This is a genomic window from Stenotrophomonas sp. YJH_SMC_17 (genome assembly GCF_059371655.1).
Map to the genome: position 1 here is coordinate 24,520 of NZ_JCAFUU010000002.1, position 16,225 is coordinate 40,744.

The window sequence follows — 16,225 nt, forward strand, 5'->3', positions numbered from 1 at the left end:
GCATGACCGATCCGTCCCTGGAACCGGTGTCCACCGTCAGCGATGGCGACGGGCTGCGCCCACAGCTGTCCGAACTGGTCGCCCTGCGCCGCCTGGCGCAACGTCCGCCGCCGCCGCGCCGTGGCCGCGCCGGCAACGCTGGGCAGGCGCCATCGCCATTGCGTGGCCGTGGCATGGAATATGCCGAGTCGCGCGAGTACGTGGCCGGTGACGACGCGCGCCATATCGACTGGCGCGTGACCGCGCGCACCGGCCGTGCCCATACCAAGCTGTTCCAGGCCGAGCGCGAGCGGGTCAGCCTGATCGTGGCCGACACCTCACCGGCGCTGTACTTCGGCACTCGCGTGCGCTTCAAGTCGGTACAGGCCGCACGCGCCGGCGCCGTCGCCGCGTGGTCGGCGCAGCGTCGCGGCGATCGTGTGGGCGCGTTGCGTGGCAGTGATCGCGAGGCACCGATTGCACCGGCGGGTGGTCCGCGCGGCGTACTGCGCGTGCTCGACGCGCTCACCCGCTGGTACGCGCAGCCGCCCGCCGACGATCTCGGCCTGGAGCGCGCGCTGGACCATGCCGCCCGCGTGCTGCGTCCCGGGGCGCGCATGCTGGTGCTGGCCGATCCGCAGCAGGCGGCGCGGATTCCGCCGGTGCGCTGGAGCGCGCTGGCCCAGCACCATGACCTCAGCCTGGTGCTGCTCGTCGATCCGCTCGAACTGCAGCCGCCCTCGGCCGCCCTGCAGTTCCAGGCCGCGCAGCAGCGCATCGGCCTCGACCTGCGCCGCAGCGACGTGCAGGCGCACTGGCAGGCGCACTTCGTCGAACCGCTGCAGGCACTGCGCCGCCAGCTCGGTGCACGCCGTGTCGACGTGCAGGTGCTGTCCACCGATGCGCCCAGCGACGCGTGGCTGGCAGCGTCACCGACCGAGGTGCCGGCATGAGTGCCACCCTGCCGCTGCGCGATGTGCAGCTGCCGCCGGCACCGTCGTGGTGGCCACCGGCACCCGGCTATCTGATGATCGGCGGCGTGGTGCTGCTGGTGGTGCTGGTGCTCGCTGTCATCGGATGGCAGCGCCGCCGCCGTCGCCAGCGTTGGTTGCAGGCATTCGACCAGGAACTGGCCACCACCACCGATGCCACCGCGGAACTGGCGGTGATCGCCGGCCTGCTGCGCCGCGCCGCGCGGCAGGCGCAGCCGGGCAGTGAATCCCTGCGCGACGCTGCGTGGTGGCAGCGTGTGGATCCGAAGGGCACGTTGCCCGATGCGCGGCGCAGCCTGTTGGCCGAAGGCGCCTATCGCCCCCGCGTGGACGCCAGCGAAGTGGCGGCCGTGCGCTGCTGGGCCCGCGAGCGCTACCTGGCGATGCTGCTGGAGCGCCGCCGATGAACCTGCTGGCAAGTTACTGGCCGTGGCCGGACCTGCAGCTGGCGTGGCCGCTGGCCCTGCTGGCGTTACCGCTGCCGCTGCTGATGCGCTGGTGGAAGCGTCGCGCCGATGCGGGTGCGGCATTGCGCGTGCCGTATGCCGCCAGCGAGCTGGAAGCGTTGTCCGGTGGTGGCCGGGTGGACGTGTCGTGGCTGCGCACGGTGCTGCTGTGGCTGGCGTGGTGTGCGCTGTGCATCGCGCTCGCGCGCCCGCAGCAGCTGGGTGAAGCCATCACTCCACCGCAGCAGGGCCGGCAGATGATGCTGGCGATGGACGTGTCCGGCAGCATGGGCGAGGGCGACATGGTGCTGGGTGGGCAGGCGGTCGATCGACTCACCGCCGCCAAGGCGGTGCTGGCCGATTTCCTCGACCGCCGTGTGGGGGATCGAATCGGCCTGCTGATCTTCGGTGATCGCGCCTACACGCTCACGCCGATCACCGCCGATCTGGCCAGCGTGCGCGACCAGCTGCGCGACAGCGTGGTTGGCCTGGCCGGCCGCGAGACCGCCATCGGTGACGCCATCGGTCTGGCGGTGAAGCGCCTGCGCAGCCAACCCGAAGGCCAGCGCGTGTTGATCCTGCTCACCGATGGTGTGAGCAACGCGGGTGTGCTGGAGCCGCTGCGCGCGGCCGAAGTCGCGCAGGCCGAGGGCGTACGCATCCACACGGTCGCGTTTGGTGGCGATGGCAGCATGCGCTTCCTCGGCATTCCCATTTCCGCCGACCAGGACCCGGTCGACGAGGCCACGCTGAAGAAGATTGCCAGCTTGACCGGCGGCCAGTTCTTCCGTGCACGCGATACCGCGCAACTGGCCGGCATCTATGCCGAACTGGACCGGCTGGAGCCGATCGCGGCGAAGGGGCCGAGCCTGCGCCCGCGCGAGGAACGTTATGCGTGGCCACTGGGGCTGGCAGTGTTGCTGGGTGCGTTGGCCTGGCTGTGGCCGGAGCGTCGCCGATGATCGCCCTCGCTTCGAATCTTCCCGACTGGAACGCGCTGCACTTCCTGCGCCCGGAGTGGCTGTGGGCACTGCTGGCGTTGCCGGTGATCGTCGCCGTGGCGTTGTACCGGCAGCGGCGCAGCGACGCGTGGCGTCAGGCGGTGGATGCACACCTGTTGCCGCATCTGCTGGCGGCCGGTGTGCGCCGTCGCGTGCGACTGCCGTGGGCGATTGTGCTGGGCTGGACGCTGGCATCACTGGCCATGGCCGGACCGAGCTGGCGGCAGCAGGCACAACCGATGTTCCAGCCCAGCGCACCGCTGCTGGTGGTGCTGGATCTGTCCAGCCGCATCACTGCCACCGACCTGCCACCGTCGCGCCTGCTGCAGGCACGGGCCAAGGTCGGTGAGCTCCTGCGCGCACGCAAGGGCGGGCAGGTCGGTCTGGTGGTGTACGCCGAAGATGCCTACACCGTGGCGCCGTTGACCGATGACGGCAGCAACGTTGCGCTGTATCTGGATGCCTTGTCGCCGGATGTGATGCCGCGTGACGGCCAGCGTGCCGACCGTGGCATCGACTGGGCCACGCGGCTGATGCGGCAGATCGCTGCACCGCAGGGACAGATCCTGCTGGTCACCGATCAAACCGATGGCGAAGCTGCGCTGGCTGCAGCGCAGGCGCGCGGTCTTGGCCTGCAGGTGTCGGTACTGGGCCTGGGCACGCCCGCGGGCGCGGCCTACCGTGATGGCAGTGGGCAGATCCGCCAGGCCGCGCTGGATGAAGGCAGCCTGCGCGCGGTGGCCACCGCAGGCGGCGGCCGCTATGTGCGCATCGCCGCCGATGACAGTGACCTGCGCGCGCTGGGCGTGCTTGATGCGCGCGAAGGCAGCGCCGCGCAGCGGCCCGGCGAGGGCAAGCAGTGGCGCGATGAAGGGTTCTGGCTGCTGCCACCGGTGATGCTGCTGGCGCTGCTGGCCTTCCGACGCCGCGCGGTGCTGGCGGCGCTGCTGGCGGTGGGCCTGCTGCCGTGGATGAGTGACGTGCACGCGCAGATGCCTGCGGCGCCCGCCTCGCCGCCGGTGCAGGGCTCGCTGTGGAAGCGTGCCGACCAGGTACAGCACCAGCGTTTGGCCGAAGGCGTGCAGGCCTACCGTAACGGCGACTTTGCCACCGCGCGCAGGCAGTTCGAAGGCATCGACAGCGATGCCGGTTGGTATAACCTCGCCAACACGCTGGCGCGCCAGGGCAACTACGACGACGCGATCGCCGCTTACGATCGCGCACTCGCGCTGCATCCCGGCATGGCCGATGCGGTTGCCAATCGTGCGGTGGTCGATGCCGCGCGCAAGCGCAAGCCCCCGGGTGGCAAAGGCCAGGATCAGCAGAAGCCACCGCAGAACGGGCAGCAGAAGCAGCAGAACGATCCGCAGGGCCAGCAGAATCCGCAAGGCCAGCAGCCGCAGCAGGGCCAGAGAGACCCCGGGCAGGGCCAGCCTTCGCCGGGTCAGCAGGGCCAGCCCAAGCCGGGTGACGACAGCACGCAATCGAAGCCGCAGTCTGGCGAACGCAGCCGCGATGGCCAGCAGGCGCCGCCGCAGGTCGAGGATGCCAAGGCCCAGGCGCAGGCCGATGAGCAGCAGCGCCAGCGCATGCAGCAGGCGATGCAGCAGGCGCGCGAAGGCGAAGCGGACAAGGACGGCAAGCCAGTGCCGGCCGGTGACGGCCGCACACCGCGCCAGCGCGAAGAACAACAGGCCGTGGAGGCCTGGATGCGACGTGTGCCGGATGATCCGGGTGCGTTGCTGCGGGCCAAGTTCCAGCTGGAAAACGAACGCAGGAAGAGGGAAGGGCGATGACGCGGGCGATCAACATGCACGGGCACTGGCCACGGCGGGTGCTGGCAGCACTGCTGTTGTGGCTGCCATTGCTGGCCTGGGCGCAACCGCGCGCCTGGCTCGACCGCGACCGCATCGCGATGGGCGATACGGTCACCCTCAATGTCGAGAGCGACCAGGGCGCGCCGGACTTCACGCCGCTGCGCACCGACTTCGACCTCAGCGGGCAGACCAGCAGCCGCCAGGTGGAGTGGAGCAACGGCAGCATGCAGCAGCGCAATCTGTATGGCGTAGCGCTGACGCCGCGACGCAGCGGCGCGCTGGTGGTGCCTGGCCTGCAGGTCGGCAGTGTGCGCACCGCGCCGCTGACCCTGCAGGTGGACGCCGCTGCCGTCGCCGGCCCTGACAGCAATGCGATGGCCTTCATCGAGACCGTTGTCGACGATGAGACGCCCTATGTGCAGCAGAGCGTGGGCGTGGTGGTACGGCTGTACTTCGCATCGCAGCTGGCGTCGGGTGAACTGGTGCTGGATACCCCGGCCGGTGCGTCGTTGCAGCGGGTGGGTGATGACCGCACCGACGTGCGGCAGGTCAATGGCCGCCGCTACAACGTGGTCGAGCGGCGCTTCCTGCTGATTCCTGAGCGCAGCGGTGCACTTCGGCTGGCCGGTGCGCGTTTCAGTGGGCGCAGTGCCGGTGGCTTCTTCGACGACTTCTTTGGCGGCGGCGACGGGCGGATGAATGCCACCGGCGCCGACCGCACGTTGCAGGTACAGGCACAGCCGGCACAGGCGCCGCAGCCGTGGCTGCCGTTGCAGGGCCTGCAGCTGCGCTACACCAGTGCACCGACCAGCGCCCGTACGGGCGAAGCGGCCAATGTGGTGGTCGAAGCGATTGCCGAAGGGGCGACCCGCGCGCAGTTCACCGACCTGCCGGTGCCCGACGTCGGCAGCGCCGCACAGGTGTTCGCCGAACCGGCGCAGTACGAAGAGACCTTCAACGGCAGCACGCCGCGGCTGAAGATCACCCGCCGTTATTCGATCGTGCCGCGCCAGCCGGGTTCGCTGGTGGTGCCGGGGCCGCGCCTGCCGTGGTGGGATGTTCGTGCGGGCAAGCCACAGGAAGCGAAGCTGCCGGACCTGACACTCGCCGTCGCAGCCGGTAATGGCGGCGGCAGTGCTTCACCTGCGCCGCTGCCGCCGATCGACACCGATGCCGCGCTGCCGGGGGGCGATGGCCAGGACAGCCGTATCGCGGCCACCGATCCGCGCGCCAGCGGCCTGGCCGAGCGTCCGTGGCCATGGATGGGCGCCACCATCGGCCTGGCGATGCTGTGGCTGCTGACCCTGCTGTGGGGCTGGCAGCGTGGCCGCCGCCCCCGTGAAACTGCGCCGGTGGCAGGCACGCCGGCTGTGCCGACTGTGGCGAGCGGACGTGCCGGCCTGGCCGACCTGCGCCGCGCACTGGATGGCGAAGGCTTCGATCAGGTAGAAGCGCAGTTGTGCGCGATGGCCGGTGTTGAGCGCATCGAGCAGGTCATCGCGCGGTTGGATGACCCGGCCCAGCGCCAGGTGCTGCAGGACCTGCAGCAGGCCCGCTGGGGCGGGCAGGGCGATCTGGCATCGCTGCGTTCGCGTCTGCGCGAGGTCTTCCGTGACGGACCGCACTGGTCGGCAGCTGCCGGCCCCGCCGACACTGGCCTGGCGCCGCTGTATCCACCGCGGCGAACCTGAACCGGCGTCGCTTGCGCGCTTTGTTAGAGTGCATTCATTTTTCGAGGAAACCCGCGTATGACAGCAGCTGCTGCCGACAAGAAGAAGTTGCCCCTGCATTGGAAGATGGGCATCGGCTTTGCGATCGGCCTGGTCCTGGGACTGATCGTGCACGCCCTGGGCGGCAGCGTCGATGGTCTGCAGGCCGGTGCCAAGTGGGTCATGGACTACGTCACCACCCCGGCGTCGGGCCTGTTCCTCAACCTGATCTTCATGCTGATCGTGCCGCTGATCTTCTCGGCGCTGATCATGGGCGTGTCGGAGATGGGCGACATCCGCGCCCTCGGCCGCATCGGCTGGAAGACCCTGGCCTACACCGTGCTGCTGTCCGGCATCGCCGTGGGCATCGGCCTGGTGCTGGTGAACGTGCTCAAGCCCGGCGCGGGCGTCGACCCGCAGACCGCGGCGCTGATGCTGTCGGAGAACGCCGAGCGCAGCAAGGAGATCGTGGCTGGCATCCATGGCACGCCGAAGGGCATGGACATGCTGCTGTCGATCGTACCGAGCAACGTGCTGCAGGCGGCGTCGGACAACGGCGCGATCCTGTCGCTGATGTTCTTCGCGCTGATGTTCGGTATCGGCATGGTGCTGACCGACAACGAGAAGGTCGCCCCGCTGCGTCGCGCCATCGAAGGCGTGTTCGAAATCTCGATGACCCTGATCAACCTGGTCATCCGCCTGGCCCCGTACGCGGTGGCCTGCTTCATGTTCAACCTGGCCGCACTGTTCGGCTTCGAGCTGATCATCCGCCTCGGTGCCTACGTGGGCGTGGTGGTGCTGGCGCTGGGCCTGCACATGATCGTGACCTACGGCACCGCCGTGTGGCTGTCCGGCCGTTCGCCGCTGTCGTTCTTCCGCGATACCCAGGAAGCGACGGTGATGGCGTTCTCCACCGCCTCCAGCAACGCGACCCTGCCGACCGCGTTGCGCGTGGCCGACCAGATGGGCCTGCCGCAGCGCGTGTCGCGCTTCGTGCTGACCGTGGGCGCCACCGCCAACCAGAACGGCACCGCGCTGTTCGAGGGCGTGACGGTGATCTTCCTGGCCCAGTTCTTCGGCGTGGACCTGAGCATCGGCCAGCAGTTCATGGTGATGGCGGTCTGCATCCTCGGTGGCATCGGTACCGCTGGCGTGCCATCCGGCTCGCTGCCGGTGGTGGCGATGATCTGCGCCATGGTGGGCGTGAACCCGCTGGGCATCGGCCTGATCCTGGGCGTGAACCACTTCCTGGACATGTGCCGTACCGCACTGAACGTGACCGGCGACCTGGCCCTGACCACCCTGGTGGCCAAGGGCGAGCCGCACGACGGCCCGGCGCTGGCACCGCACCAGGACTGAGCCGGGCGCCACTGCTGGCGACCCGATCGGGGTCGGATCCCATTCCGCACGGAATGGGCTCCGACCCCTTTTCACATGCGGCATCGAGCGGAAATCCTCACGTTGCCGTCCAGCGGCCGCCACGACCGGGCAGAGTGGGCTGACCCCCCGCCCGGCGACTATGGGACAATAGGCCGCCCGCACGTCCGCGGCCGCCTCCCGATTCCGACAGAACCATGACGCAGCCTACCCGTCGCCAGTTGGCCAACGCCATCCGCTTCCTTGCCGCCGATGCGGTTGAAACCGCAAAGTCCGGCCACCCCGGCATGCCCATGGGCATGGCCGACATCGCCGAAGTCCTCTGGAACGACTACCTCCGCCATAACCCGAGCAATCCGCACTGGTTCAACCGCGACCGTTTCGTGCTGTCCAACGGCCACGGTTCGATGCTGCAGTACGCGCTGCTGCACCTGAGCGGTTACGACCTGCCGATCGAGCAGCTGAAGCTGTTCCGCCAGCTGGGCAGCCACACCGCCGGCCACCCGGAACGCCACGAGACCCCGGGCGTGGAAACCACCACCGGCCCGCTGGGCCAGGGTTTCGCCAATGCCGTGGGCTTCGCCCTGGCCGAGAAGCTGCTGGCACAGCGCTTCAACCGCCCGGAGCTGGAAGTGGTCGACCACCGCACCTGGGTGTTCATGGGCGATGGCTGCCTGATGGAAGGCGTGTCGCATGAAGCCGCGTCGCTGGCCGGCACCTGGGGCCTGCACAAGCTGGTCTGCTTCTGGGACAACAACCACATCTCCATCGACGGCAATGTCGAGGGCTGGTTCACCGACAACACCCCGGAGCGTTTCGAAGCCTATGGCTGGAACGTGGTCCGCGACGTCGACGGCCATGATCCGGAAAGCATCAAGGCCGGCATCGAGGCCGCGCTGTCGCAGAGCGACAAGCCGACCCTGATCTGCTGCCGCACCACCATTGGTTTTGGTTCGCCGAACAAGGCGGGCAAGGAATCCAGCCACGGCGCGCCGCTGGGCAAGGACGAGCTGGAAGCCACCCGCAAGCAGCTGGGCTGGGAATACGGTCCGTTCGAGATCCCGCAGGCGATCTACGACGGCTGGCGCGCCAATGGCGCCGGCACCCTGCGCCAGGCCGAGTGGGAACAGCTGTTCGACAAGTACGCCAGCCAGTACCCGGCCGAAGCGGCCGAACTGACCCGTCGCTCGCACGGCGAACTGCCGGCCGACTTCGTGGCCAAGGCCGATGCCTACATCGCCCAGGTGGCCGCTGAAGGCCCGACGATCGCCTCGCGCAAGGCCTCGCAGCTGGCCATCGAAGCCTACGCCCCGCTGCTGCCGGAAATCGTCGGCGGCTCGGCTGACCTGGCGCACTCCAACCTGACGCTCTGGAAGGGCAGCACGTCGGTCGCCAGCGACGACGCCAACGCCAACTACGTGTACTACGGCGTGCGCGAGTTCGGCATGACCGCCATTGCCAACGGCCTGGCCCTGCACGGTGGCTTCATTCCGTTCGACGCCACCTTCCTGGTGTTCAGCGACTACGCCCGCAACGGCGTGCGCATGAGCGCGCTGATCCCGGCCCATGCCATCCACGTCTACACCCACGACTCGATCGGCCTGGGCGAAGACGGCCCGACCCACCAGCCGGTGGAGCACCTGGCCTCGCTGCGCTACATCCCGAACAACGACGTGTGGCGCCCGTGCGACGCCGTTGAATCGGCAGTGAGCTGGAAGGCCGCGATCACCCGCCAGGATGGCCCGAGCTGCCTGGTGTTCAGCCGCCAGAACCTGCCGCACCAGCCGCGCAACGCCAAGCAGATCGCCCAGATCGAGCGCGGTGGCTACGTGCTGGCCGATGCCGCCGGTACCCCGGACGTGATCCTGATCGCCACCGGTTCGGAAGTCTCGCTGGCCACCGAAGCCAAGGCCCAGCTGGATGCGGCCGGCCTCAAGACCCGCGTGGTCTCGATGCCGTCCACCGACGTGTTCCTGCGCCAGGATGCGGCCTACCGTGAATCGGTGCTGCCCAACGCCGTGCGCAAGCGCGTGGCGGTGGAAGCCGGCGTGACCGGTTTCTGGCGCCAGTTCGTCGGCCTGGACGGCGCGGTGATCGGCATCGACACCTTCGGTGCTTCGGCCCCGGCCGACCAGCTGTACAAGCACTTCGGCATCACCACCGCCCACGTGGTGGAAGCGGCCAAGGCGCTGTAAGCAGCATCGCAAAGCAGAAAAGGGAAAGGCCGGCGCAAGCCGGCCTTTCTCGTTTTCCTGGGTAGATCCACGCCATGTGTGGACGAGGAAAGGGGACGGCATGTTCCGCCCGGCGGCGGCGCTGTCGCGTTGGCCTCTTCATCTGACCTGCGTTCCTTGCGAAAAGGAGAGTCTGCCGAGGCACCCTCTATAGTAAAAATGGTCAAGAAGCGCGGCGTAGAAACCTGTACTGGATTTGCGGAGTGTAAGGTGTTGCCTTACACTGATGCTGCATGATCGTCAGCTTCAGGCATAAGGGTCTGAAAGCGCTCTATGAGCGGGGCGATATTTCAGGAGTTCGTGCCGATCATGTGGCTCGGTTGCGGCGTTTGCTTCTGCAGTTGGATCAAGCCCGGCTGCCTGGAGACATGGGGCTGCCCGGAAATCGCCTGCACCCCCTGCGCGGAAGCTACAGCGGCTACTGGGCTGTAAGTGTCTCGGCGAGTTGGCGATTGGTGTTCCGCTTTTGCGGGCTGGACGTCGAACTGGTCGATTACCTTGATTACCACTAGGAGGCCGTTCGATGCCGTTGCATGATCCGCCGCACCCCGGAGAATCGCTGCGCGAAGACATCCTGCCGGCGATCAGCATGTCGATCAGTGCGCTGGCGCAGCATCTTGGCTATTCCCGCGGACAGCTGTCGACCATCATCAACGGGCACGCCGGCATCTCCGCGGAGCTGGCATTCCGCCTCGAGCTTGCGGGTCTGGGCAATGCCCGCATGTGGCTGGCGATGCAGGCGGCATACGATCTGTGGCAAGTCGAGCATCGAGCGCATCCACCCATTGCCCGCCTGTACCTTGAGGATGCAGTGAGGATGGAGCGGTAGATCCACGCCATGCGTGGATGAGCGCCGGTGCGTCGGGCGCGTCTCGGAAGCTGTTTCAGCTGGTACGCGCCAACGCCAGGCGCAGCAGGCGCGCATCCAGGCGCTCTGCGAAATCCTTGGGCGCCTGCAGGCCCATGCGCTGCAGGTACACCGCATCGCCGTCGCCGGCCGGTTGTCGCAGCGCGGCCCAGACCGTGCGCAGCTTGTCGCCCCGGGTCTGCGTGTTGGCCTTCAGCCAGCCCAGTGCCTTCACCAGTACCTGCTCGATCTCGTTGAAGTCGCTGCCGAGCGGGTAGTCAGGCAGGCTGCCATCGGCGCGGAACGGGGCCAGTGCCGCGGCCAATGCCTGCGGCGTATTGCGCTGGAGGCGCTGCGGGTCCGGCTGGGTCACCGCCAGCAGCTTGCGCGCGGCCTGCGCCTGCTGCAGCAGGCCACCCTGGAACGGGGCTTCGGTGATCGCGGTCATCGCCTGCACGCAGTCCTCGTCGGTCAGCCCGCGCAGATCGGCGATGCCGTACTCGTTGAGGTAGATGTCGCGCAGGTGGCGTGGGATGGTGGTGTGCCCGTAGTTCCAGCGCACGTTGGATTCGCGGCGCCCCTTGTCATCGCGCGCGGCGCGGAACATCAGCACGCTGCGCGCTTCCGGCAGGGCATGTGCCATCGCCACGAAGTTGTACTGGCCACCCACGCCGGACACCACGCGGCCATCGTCCAGCGCATCCGACACCGCCGCGCCCAGCGCGGTGGCCATCATGCAGGAATTGAAGAAGCGCGCGTGCCGGCGCTGCAGGCGTTCCAGCGTCTCGTTGCCACCGTACAGCTGGTTGATCTCGCTGATGCGGCGCATGCCGATCGCACGGCATTCGTCTTCCGGCAGCGTGCGCAGCCACTCGTAGAACTCCGGGGAGCCCAGGTAGAACGCGCCGTGCAGGTACTCGCCCTCGGCGGCCAGGGTGGCGTGGTCGATGGACAGCGTGCTGCCGTTCTCGATGCGCTGCATCAGCGCCAGGTCGTCGTGCACCTTGCGCTTGATCACCCCGGTCTGCACCAGCCGGCGGAAGCCCTCGTTGAGCATCTCGCTGCAGCCGTACAGGCCGACCTCGAACGGATCCAGCCCGCCGATCTCCTGCACCAGCGGGTGGCTGGCCAGCTGCGGATCCAGCGCATGCAGCACGCGGCGGTAGCGCGCGTTGTCGGTGTGGCGCAGCGCCAGCGCATGGCTGAGCGCGTCGGCCAGCGTGCCGATGCCGATCTGCAGGGTGCCGCCGTCGCGGACCAGGGTGCTGGCATACAGGCCGATGGCGTAGTCGGCATCGCCGACCGGCTGCCGCGGCAGGCCGAACAGTGCCGGATACGGCGGTGGCGGGGTGATCACCAGATCGAAGAACGACACGTCGACCGTGGCCGAGCCGCCCAGGTAGGGCAGCTGCGGGTCGATCTCGGCGATCAGCAGGGGCCGCGGCAGGCCACGCGCGGCGATGGCATCGAGCGTGTCCTGGGTGATGTCGTTGTTGCACGACAGCGACAGCCGACGATCATCCGGCCGCATCGCCACCTTCTGCACGATCACCTGCGGCGCGCGCTGGGCGACCGCGTCGGCGGCGTGGGTGTAGTTCAGGCTGGTATAGCTGGACTGCGCCTGGCGCGAACCGAGCAGGGCGCCGGACTGCATGTAGAACTCTTCCACCTGCACATGTGCCGGCAGCGCGTCGCGTGCAATCGCATCGGCATAGGCCAGGCGCGGGAAATCGTCGCCGAAATGGCGCTGCGCGAACGGCGCCATGAAGCGCGCTTCCAGGCCGTTGCCGCGCGCCTTTGGCGGGTTCAACGATAGCGCGGTATACAGCTGCAATGGCCGCGACGGGTCGTGCTCGACGCGCGCGTACAGGGCATTGAGCAGCCGGTGCGGCTTGCCCAGCGCCAGCGGTGCCCCGATCCGCAACGGCCCGTCCACGCGCGCAAACAACCAGTCGACAGCGGCGTCCAGGTCGGTGAGGTGTTCGGTCATGCGGGGCGGTCCTGCGTGTGGGGGAGTGCGGGCATTACAGCATGTCGGGCTTGAACCGCCGTCGACGCGAGACTTCGGCGCCGGACACCATGAACTGCCCATCGCCGCGGTAGTGCACCGTGCGCGGCAGCTTCGGCCGTGGCGCTACGTGTGCGTGCACGATTTCCCAGATGAACAGGTTGTTCGATGCCACCTGGCTGTCGTCGTACAACCGGCATTCGAAGTTCGAGTGACATTGCCCGACCAGTGGTGCGCCGACCTCGCGTGCGGGCAGCGCGTCAAGCCCGAACCGGGCGAACTTGTCGACCTCGCGACCACTGCAGTTGCCGATGTCCACCACGGTATCGAGCAGCTCCACGCCGGGTACGTTGATCACGCACTCGCCGCTGCCGACGGCCAGTGCATGGCTGTGGTTCTCATTCGACAGGTAGGTTGCGACCAGCGACGGCGAGAAGCCCATCACCATGTGCCAGCCCATCGTCATCAGGTTGCGCTGGCCGCGCCAGGCGGTGCTGACCAGCACGATCGGGCCGGGTTCGAGGAAGCGGCGGGCCTGCTCGACCGGGAAGTCTTTCTTGGGCAGTGCTTTCATCCGAAGCCTGGGGCGGGAGGAACCGATGCTGGCGCAGCCGGGATGAACCCGGAGTCGAGGGGCTTGACAGGTAGTTCGATTACGCGCGTAATCAGATCGTCGATTACGGATGTAAACCATGACCCCGATCAGCGAAGCCGAAGCCGTTGTGATGGAGGTGCTGTGGCAGCAGGCACCGCGTAGTGCCGATGATGTGGTGGCCGCGCTGGCCCATCGCGACTGGGCCGAGCCGACCATCAAGACCCTGCTCAACCGCCTGCTGACCAAGGGCGCGATCGCCGCCGAGCGCGATGGACGGCGCTACCTGTACCGGCCGCTGCTGCAGCGGCAGGCCTGGGTGGAGGCGCAGAGCCAGGACTTCATCGGGCGCGTCTTCGAGGGCCGCGTGGCGCCACTGGTGGCGCACTTCAGCGAACGGGGGCAGCTGAGCGCGCAGGACATCGCCGAACTGAAGAAGCTGATCCAGGAGCTGGACCATGACTGAGCTGCTCGACGGACTGTGGCGGACCAGCCTGTGGCTGGCGGTGGGCGTGCTGCTGCTGGCGGCGCTGCGACCGCTGCTGGTGAGCCTGGGCGGCGCCGGGCTGGCCTATCGCAGCTGGTGGCTGCTGCCGTTGCTGCTGGTGACCTTGCTGCTGCCATTGCCACAGGCTGCGGTGTTGCAGCACGTGCCGACAGTGGCGCTGAAGGTGGTGCCTGGGGCCGTGGATGGACTGACCGGGCAATCACTGCCGTGGACCCTGCTGTTGCTGCTGGCATGGGTGCTGGGGACAGGCATCTGCCTGCTGCGCGACCTGCGTGCGCAGCGCCGTTTCGAACGCAGCATGGGCCCACTGCGTGCGCGTGCCGATGGCAGCTGGCAGGCCAGCGGCGATCCCGGGTTGCCGGCACTGGTCGGCCTGTGGCGACCGCGCATCGTGGTCGGCCCGGCATTCGACCAGCAGTTCACCGCACAGGAGCAGAACCTGATCCTGCAGCACGAGCGCAGCCATCGCCGCCATGGCGACCACTGGGCCAACGGCGCGCTGCTGCTGGTCCGCGCGGTGTTCTGGTTCCACCCGCTGCTGCCGTGGGCCGCACGCCGCTTCCTGCGCGACCAGGAACTCGCCTGCGATGCCCGCACCATCGGCCCGCAGCCTGCGCTGCGGGGCCTCTATGCCAGCACGCTGCTGAAGGCGCAGCTGGTCCACCCGGTTGCGCCAGCGGTCTGCCATTGGCGCAGCCAACCCGTGTTGAAGGAGCGTATCGCCATGTTGAAGCAGTCCAAGCGGAAGGCATTGCCGTGGGTGTCGGGGCAGGTGCTGGTGGTCGGGTTGTGCGTGGGAATGGGCGCGGTGGCGTGGGCCAGCCAGGGCGGTGCGGCCGGTGGCACCCGGATCGGTGTCGAGCCGTTCGAACATGCGCAAGAGGATGCGGCAAAGGCGGGGCTGGACCGTCCCATCCAGGTGGACAAGATGCCGCCACCGTCCTACCCGAAGTCTGCCTTCGAGCAACGCCAGGTAGGCGTGGTCAATCTGCGCATCGAAGTGGATGCACAGGGCCAGCCGACCGATGTGCAGGTGCTCAGTGCGACCAATCCGGGGGTGTTCGACGCCGTCTCCATCGCCGCCGCGCGCAGCTGGACCTATCGCCCCGCGGTGAAGAACGGCAAGGCGGTGGCGGGTGCCGTACGCATTCCGATCACCTACGCCATGGATGACACCGAGGACGCGAAGTGAGGTCCGCGCCGCTGTTGATGATGGCGGCGCTGCTGATGGGGTGTGCAACCCAGGATCGCCTGACCACCGTCGATACCCGCAGCGAGAATGTCGGTCACCAGCGCCTGCGGCCCGATGCGGGGGGAGGGGGCGGCCAGATCCAGCCCTACACGCTGGCCGCCAGCGAAGGCTACCGCATGCCGCAGCTGCATACGGCACCTGACCCGGTGGTGGGCGAGCGCGATCCACGTACGTCGTTGCCGCCGACCACGGTCTGCCTGCAGGTGGTGGTGGATGCGCAGGGCAGCGTTGAGCGCAGCATGCCGCTGACCGACCGCAGCGAATGCAGTGCGGGTCGGGCGCCGGAGAACGCGCCCCTGCTGCAGGCCGCGCAGGAGGCGGTTGCGATGTGGAAGTACTCGTCCGCCGCGGTCTGCCACTTCGCAGCGGGCAAGGTACCTGCCGATCGCGGTGACTGCCGCGGCGCCGAGCGGGTCGAGCCGGTGGCCGTTACCCTGCAGTACGCCTTCACCTTCGAGGTCGTGAAGGGCCAGCATGTGGTGCGTGCACAGGGCCGGTAGTGCCGGGCCATGCGCGACCAGGCAGGCGCCGTCGCCCGCACAGGCGTACAGTGCGGGCGTCACGGCAACGGAAGCTGGGGATGAAGATCTGGACAGTCATGCTGGCCGGGCTTTCCTGTGTACTGGCCGGTTGCACGCCGCATGGGCAGGACAACCACGACCTGGACGCATATCGAAATGGTCCACCGGCCTGCTCGGCCGGCAGCTACCTGGCAGCGCTGGGCGAGCCCGCACGCGTGGCGTATCTGCGGGGAGCGCTGCAGGTCCGCCCGCGACCGCCCTGCATCGCCGAACTGCTCGCCGCCCAGCCGCCGGCCTTCCTGCCGGTTGCACGGCAGGCGATCCTCGATGGGGGAGAGCGCAGTGATCTTTCGCTTCTGGCCGGCGCGGTGGCAATGAAGGTCGATCGCGGCGAAATCACCGCTGCACAGGTGGAGGCGCTGCAGCTGCAGGCGGCCTGTACCGATTCCCCAGGGGCACCGGCGCAATGCGCGGAACAGCTGCAGCGCCTGCGGCAGGCCTTGCAGGAACTGAAGGACCCCTCCTCGCGTGTATTGACGCAGAAGTCGAAGGTACGCCTGTCAGATGCGTCTGCCACCAGGCGGGTGGAAGCCACGCTTGCCATGCGCACGGCCGATGCACCGGCCGCAAGCGGCGTTGCGTGCGGCGGGACCACCGCGCCATGCCGTGAGGTCACGCATCTGGAACTGCGCGTGGACGGCCAGCCGGTTCCCGTGGCGTACTCGGTGTACCGCGATCTCTTCGATCTGCATCGCGGAACCCTGAAGGCAGATGCTGGCGGCGGTGTGCTGGACCTGCAGGGCGGCGACGCATCGGAGAGTTACAACGTGCGCATCCGCTTCGCTGCGCAGCGCGTGCTGTCACGGCAGATGTATGTGGGCACGACGCAGGATGACCTGCTGCAGGAAACCGTCGATCACGAGGTGATCTACGAGTGAGGCG

15 protein-coding genes are annotated in these 16,225 nt (G+C 68.3%); 13 read left to right on the forward strand and 2 right to left on the reverse strand.

The features are described 5' to 3' along the window. The first annotated feature begins 2 nt into the window (after positions 1-2). The 9 genes from AC5P8Z_RS05280 to AC5P8Z_RS05320 all read left to right on the forward strand — a co-directional run bounded on the left by AC5P8Z_RS05280 (position 3) and on the right by AC5P8Z_RS05320 (position 10,384). Positions 3-932 carry a DUF58 domain-containing protein gene (locus tag AC5P8Z_RS05280; RefSeq protein ID WP_495228350.1) on the forward strand — a complete coding sequence of 310 codons (930 nt, stop codon included), beginning with the start codon at positions 3-5 and terminating at the stop codon, positions 930-932. Then, a complete protein-coding gene (locus AC5P8Z_RS05285; protein ID WP_286069681.1) occupies positions 929-1,378 on the forward strand; it encodes a DUF4381 family protein in 450 nt (149 codons plus the stop codon). Before AC5P8Z_RS05280 ends, AC5P8Z_RS05285 begins: the two co-directional genes overlap by 4 nt. After that, complete coding sequence (locus AC5P8Z_RS05290; protein WP_286069680.1) at positions 1,375-2,379, forward strand: vWA domain-containing protein; 1,005 nt, start codon at positions 1,375-1,377, stop codon at positions 2,377-2,379. The genes AC5P8Z_RS05285 and AC5P8Z_RS05290 overlap by 4 nt, the downstream gene beginning before the upstream one ends. Further along, positions 2,376-4,214, forward strand: a complete 1,839-nt coding sequence (locus AC5P8Z_RS05295; RefSeq protein ID WP_495228351.1) for a VWA domain-containing protein — start codon at positions 2,376-2,378, stop codon at positions 4,212-4,214. Before AC5P8Z_RS05290 ends, AC5P8Z_RS05295 begins: the two co-directional genes overlap by 4 nt. Next, a complete protein-coding gene (locus AC5P8Z_RS05300; protein ID WP_295566693.1) occupies positions 4,211-5,926 on the forward strand; it encodes a BatD family protein in 1,716 nt (571 codons plus the stop codon). Before AC5P8Z_RS05295 ends, AC5P8Z_RS05300 begins: the two co-directional genes overlap by 4 nt. Positions 5,927-5,983: 57 nt before the next feature. After that, positions 5,984-7,303 carry a dicarboxylate/amino acid:cation symporter gene (locus AC5P8Z_RS05305; RefSeq protein ID WP_286069676.1) on the forward strand — a complete coding sequence of 440 codons (1,320 nt, stop codon included), beginning with the start codon at positions 5,984-5,986 and terminating at the stop codon, positions 7,301-7,303. Between the two features lie 215 nt (positions 7,304-7,518). Then, positions 7,519-9,516, forward strand: a complete 1,998-nt coding sequence (gene tkt, locus AC5P8Z_RS05310; protein ID WP_495228353.1) for a transketolase — start codon at positions 7,519-7,521, stop codon at positions 9,514-9,516. A gap of 272 nt (positions 9,517-9,788) precedes the next feature. Then, positions 9,789-10,067 (forward strand): type II toxin-antitoxin system RelE/ParE family toxin, encoded by a 279-nt coding sequence (locus tag AC5P8Z_RS05315; protein WP_495228355.1) that lies wholly within the window; start codon positions 9,789-9,791, stop codon positions 10,065-10,067. 11 nt (positions 10,068-10,078) lie between these two features. Continuing rightward, positions 10,079-10,384 (forward strand): HigA family addiction module antitoxin, encoded by a 306-nt coding sequence (locus AC5P8Z_RS05320; protein WP_286069673.1) that lies wholly within the window; start codon positions 10,079-10,081, stop codon positions 10,382-10,384. 55 nt (positions 10,385-10,439) lie between these two features. Here AC5P8Z_RS05320 and AC5P8Z_RS05325 read toward each other — a convergent pair whose 3' ends face one another. Together AC5P8Z_RS05325 and AC5P8Z_RS05330 are read right to left on the reverse strand one after the other, a co-directional pair. Further along, a complete protein-coding gene (locus tag AC5P8Z_RS05325; RefSeq protein ID WP_495228357.1) occupies positions 10,440-12,392 on the reverse strand; it encodes an acetyl-CoA hydrolase/transferase C-terminal domain-containing protein in 1,953 nt (650 codons plus the stop codon). A gap of 34 nt (positions 12,393-12,426) precedes the next feature. Continuing rightward, on the reverse strand, positions 12,427-12,984 hold the full coding sequence (locus AC5P8Z_RS05330; RefSeq protein WP_495228359.1) for a flavin reductase family protein: 558 nt from the start codon (positions 12,982-12,984) through the stop codon (positions 12,427-12,429). 118 nt (positions 12,985-13,102) lie between these two features. Between AC5P8Z_RS05330 and AC5P8Z_RS05335 the strand changes: the two genes are divergently transcribed. The 4 genes from AC5P8Z_RS05335 to AC5P8Z_RS05350 all read left to right on the forward strand — a co-directional run bounded on the left by AC5P8Z_RS05335 (position 13,103) and on the right by AC5P8Z_RS05350 (position 16,221). After that, complete coding sequence (locus tag AC5P8Z_RS05335) at positions 13,103-13,468, forward strand: BlaI/MecI/CopY family transcriptional regulator (protein ID WP_010484077.1); 366 nt, start codon at positions 13,103-13,105, stop codon at positions 13,466-13,468. Then, the gene (locus AC5P8Z_RS05340; RefSeq protein ID WP_495228361.1) at positions 13,461-14,702 is read left to right on the forward strand and encodes a M56 family metallopeptidase; all 1,242 of its coding nucleotides are present in this window, start codon (positions 13,461-13,463) and stop codon (positions 14,700-14,702) included. The genes AC5P8Z_RS05335 and AC5P8Z_RS05340 overlap by 8 nt, the downstream gene beginning before the upstream one ends. Then, positions 14,699-15,262: a hypothetical protein gene (locus AC5P8Z_RS05345; RefSeq protein WP_286069670.1), complete on the forward strand. Its 564-nt coding sequence runs from the start codon at positions 14,699-14,701 to the stop codon at positions 15,260-15,262. Before AC5P8Z_RS05340 ends, AC5P8Z_RS05345 begins: the two co-directional genes overlap by 4 nt. Positions 15,263-15,342: 80 nt before the next feature. Continuing rightward, complete coding sequence (locus tag AC5P8Z_RS05350; protein WP_495228363.1) at positions 15,343-16,221, forward strand: hypothetical protein; 879 nt, start codon at positions 15,343-15,345, stop codon at positions 16,219-16,221. Positions 16,222-16,225: the final 4 nt, after the last annotated feature.

Coding starts and splice junctions, on each gene's coding strand:
- AC5P8Z_RS05320 (WP_286069673.1), top strand. CDS start 10,079: ATGCCGTTGCATGATCCGCCGCACCCCGGAGAATCGCTGCGCGAAGAC.
- tkt (WP_495228353.1), top strand. CDS start 7,519: ATGACGCAGCCTACCCGTCGCCAGTTGGCCAACGCCATCCGCTTCCTT.
- AC5P8Z_RS05350 (WP_495228363.1), top strand. CDS start 15,343: ATGAAGATCTGGACAGTCATGCTGGCCGGGCTTTCCTGTGTACTGGCC.
- AC5P8Z_RS05315 (WP_495228355.1), top strand. CDS start 9,789: ATGATCGTCAGCTTCAGGCATAAGGGTCTGAAAGCGCTCTATGAGCGG.
- AC5P8Z_RS05280 (WP_495228350.1), top strand. CDS start 3: ATGACCGATCCGTCCCTGGAACCGGTGTCCACCGTCAGCGATGGCGAC.
- AC5P8Z_RS05325 (WP_495228357.1), bottom strand. CDS start 12,392: ATGACCGAACACCTCACCGACCTGGACGCCGCTGTCGACTGGTTGTTT.
- AC5P8Z_RS05290 (WP_286069680.1), top strand. CDS start 1,375: ATGAACCTGCTGGCAAGTTACTGGCCGTGGCCGGACCTGCAGCTGGCG.
- AC5P8Z_RS05340 (WP_495228361.1), top strand. CDS start 13,461: ATGACTGAGCTGCTCGACGGACTGTGGCGGACCAGCCTGTGGCTGGCG.
- AC5P8Z_RS05335 (WP_010484077.1), top strand. CDS start 13,103: ATGACCCCGATCAGCGAAGCCGAAGCCGTTGTGATGGAGGTGCTGTGG.
- AC5P8Z_RS05330 (WP_495228359.1), bottom strand. CDS start 12,984: ATGAAAGCACTGCCCAAGAAAGACTTCCCGGTCGAGCAGGCCCGCCGC.
- AC5P8Z_RS05305 (WP_286069676.1), top strand. CDS start 5,984: ATGACAGCAGCTGCTGCCGACAAGAAGAAGTTGCCCCTGCATTGGAAG.
- AC5P8Z_RS05295 (WP_495228351.1), top strand. CDS start 2,376: ATGATCGCCCTCGCTTCGAATCTTCCCGACTGGAACGCGCTGCACTTC.
- AC5P8Z_RS05300 (WP_295566693.1), top strand. CDS start 4,211: ATGACGCGGGCGATCAACATGCACGGGCACTGGCCACGGCGGGTGCTG.
- AC5P8Z_RS05285 (WP_286069681.1), top strand. CDS start 929: ATGAGTGCCACCCTGCCGCTGCGCGATGTGCAGCTGCCGCCGGCACCG.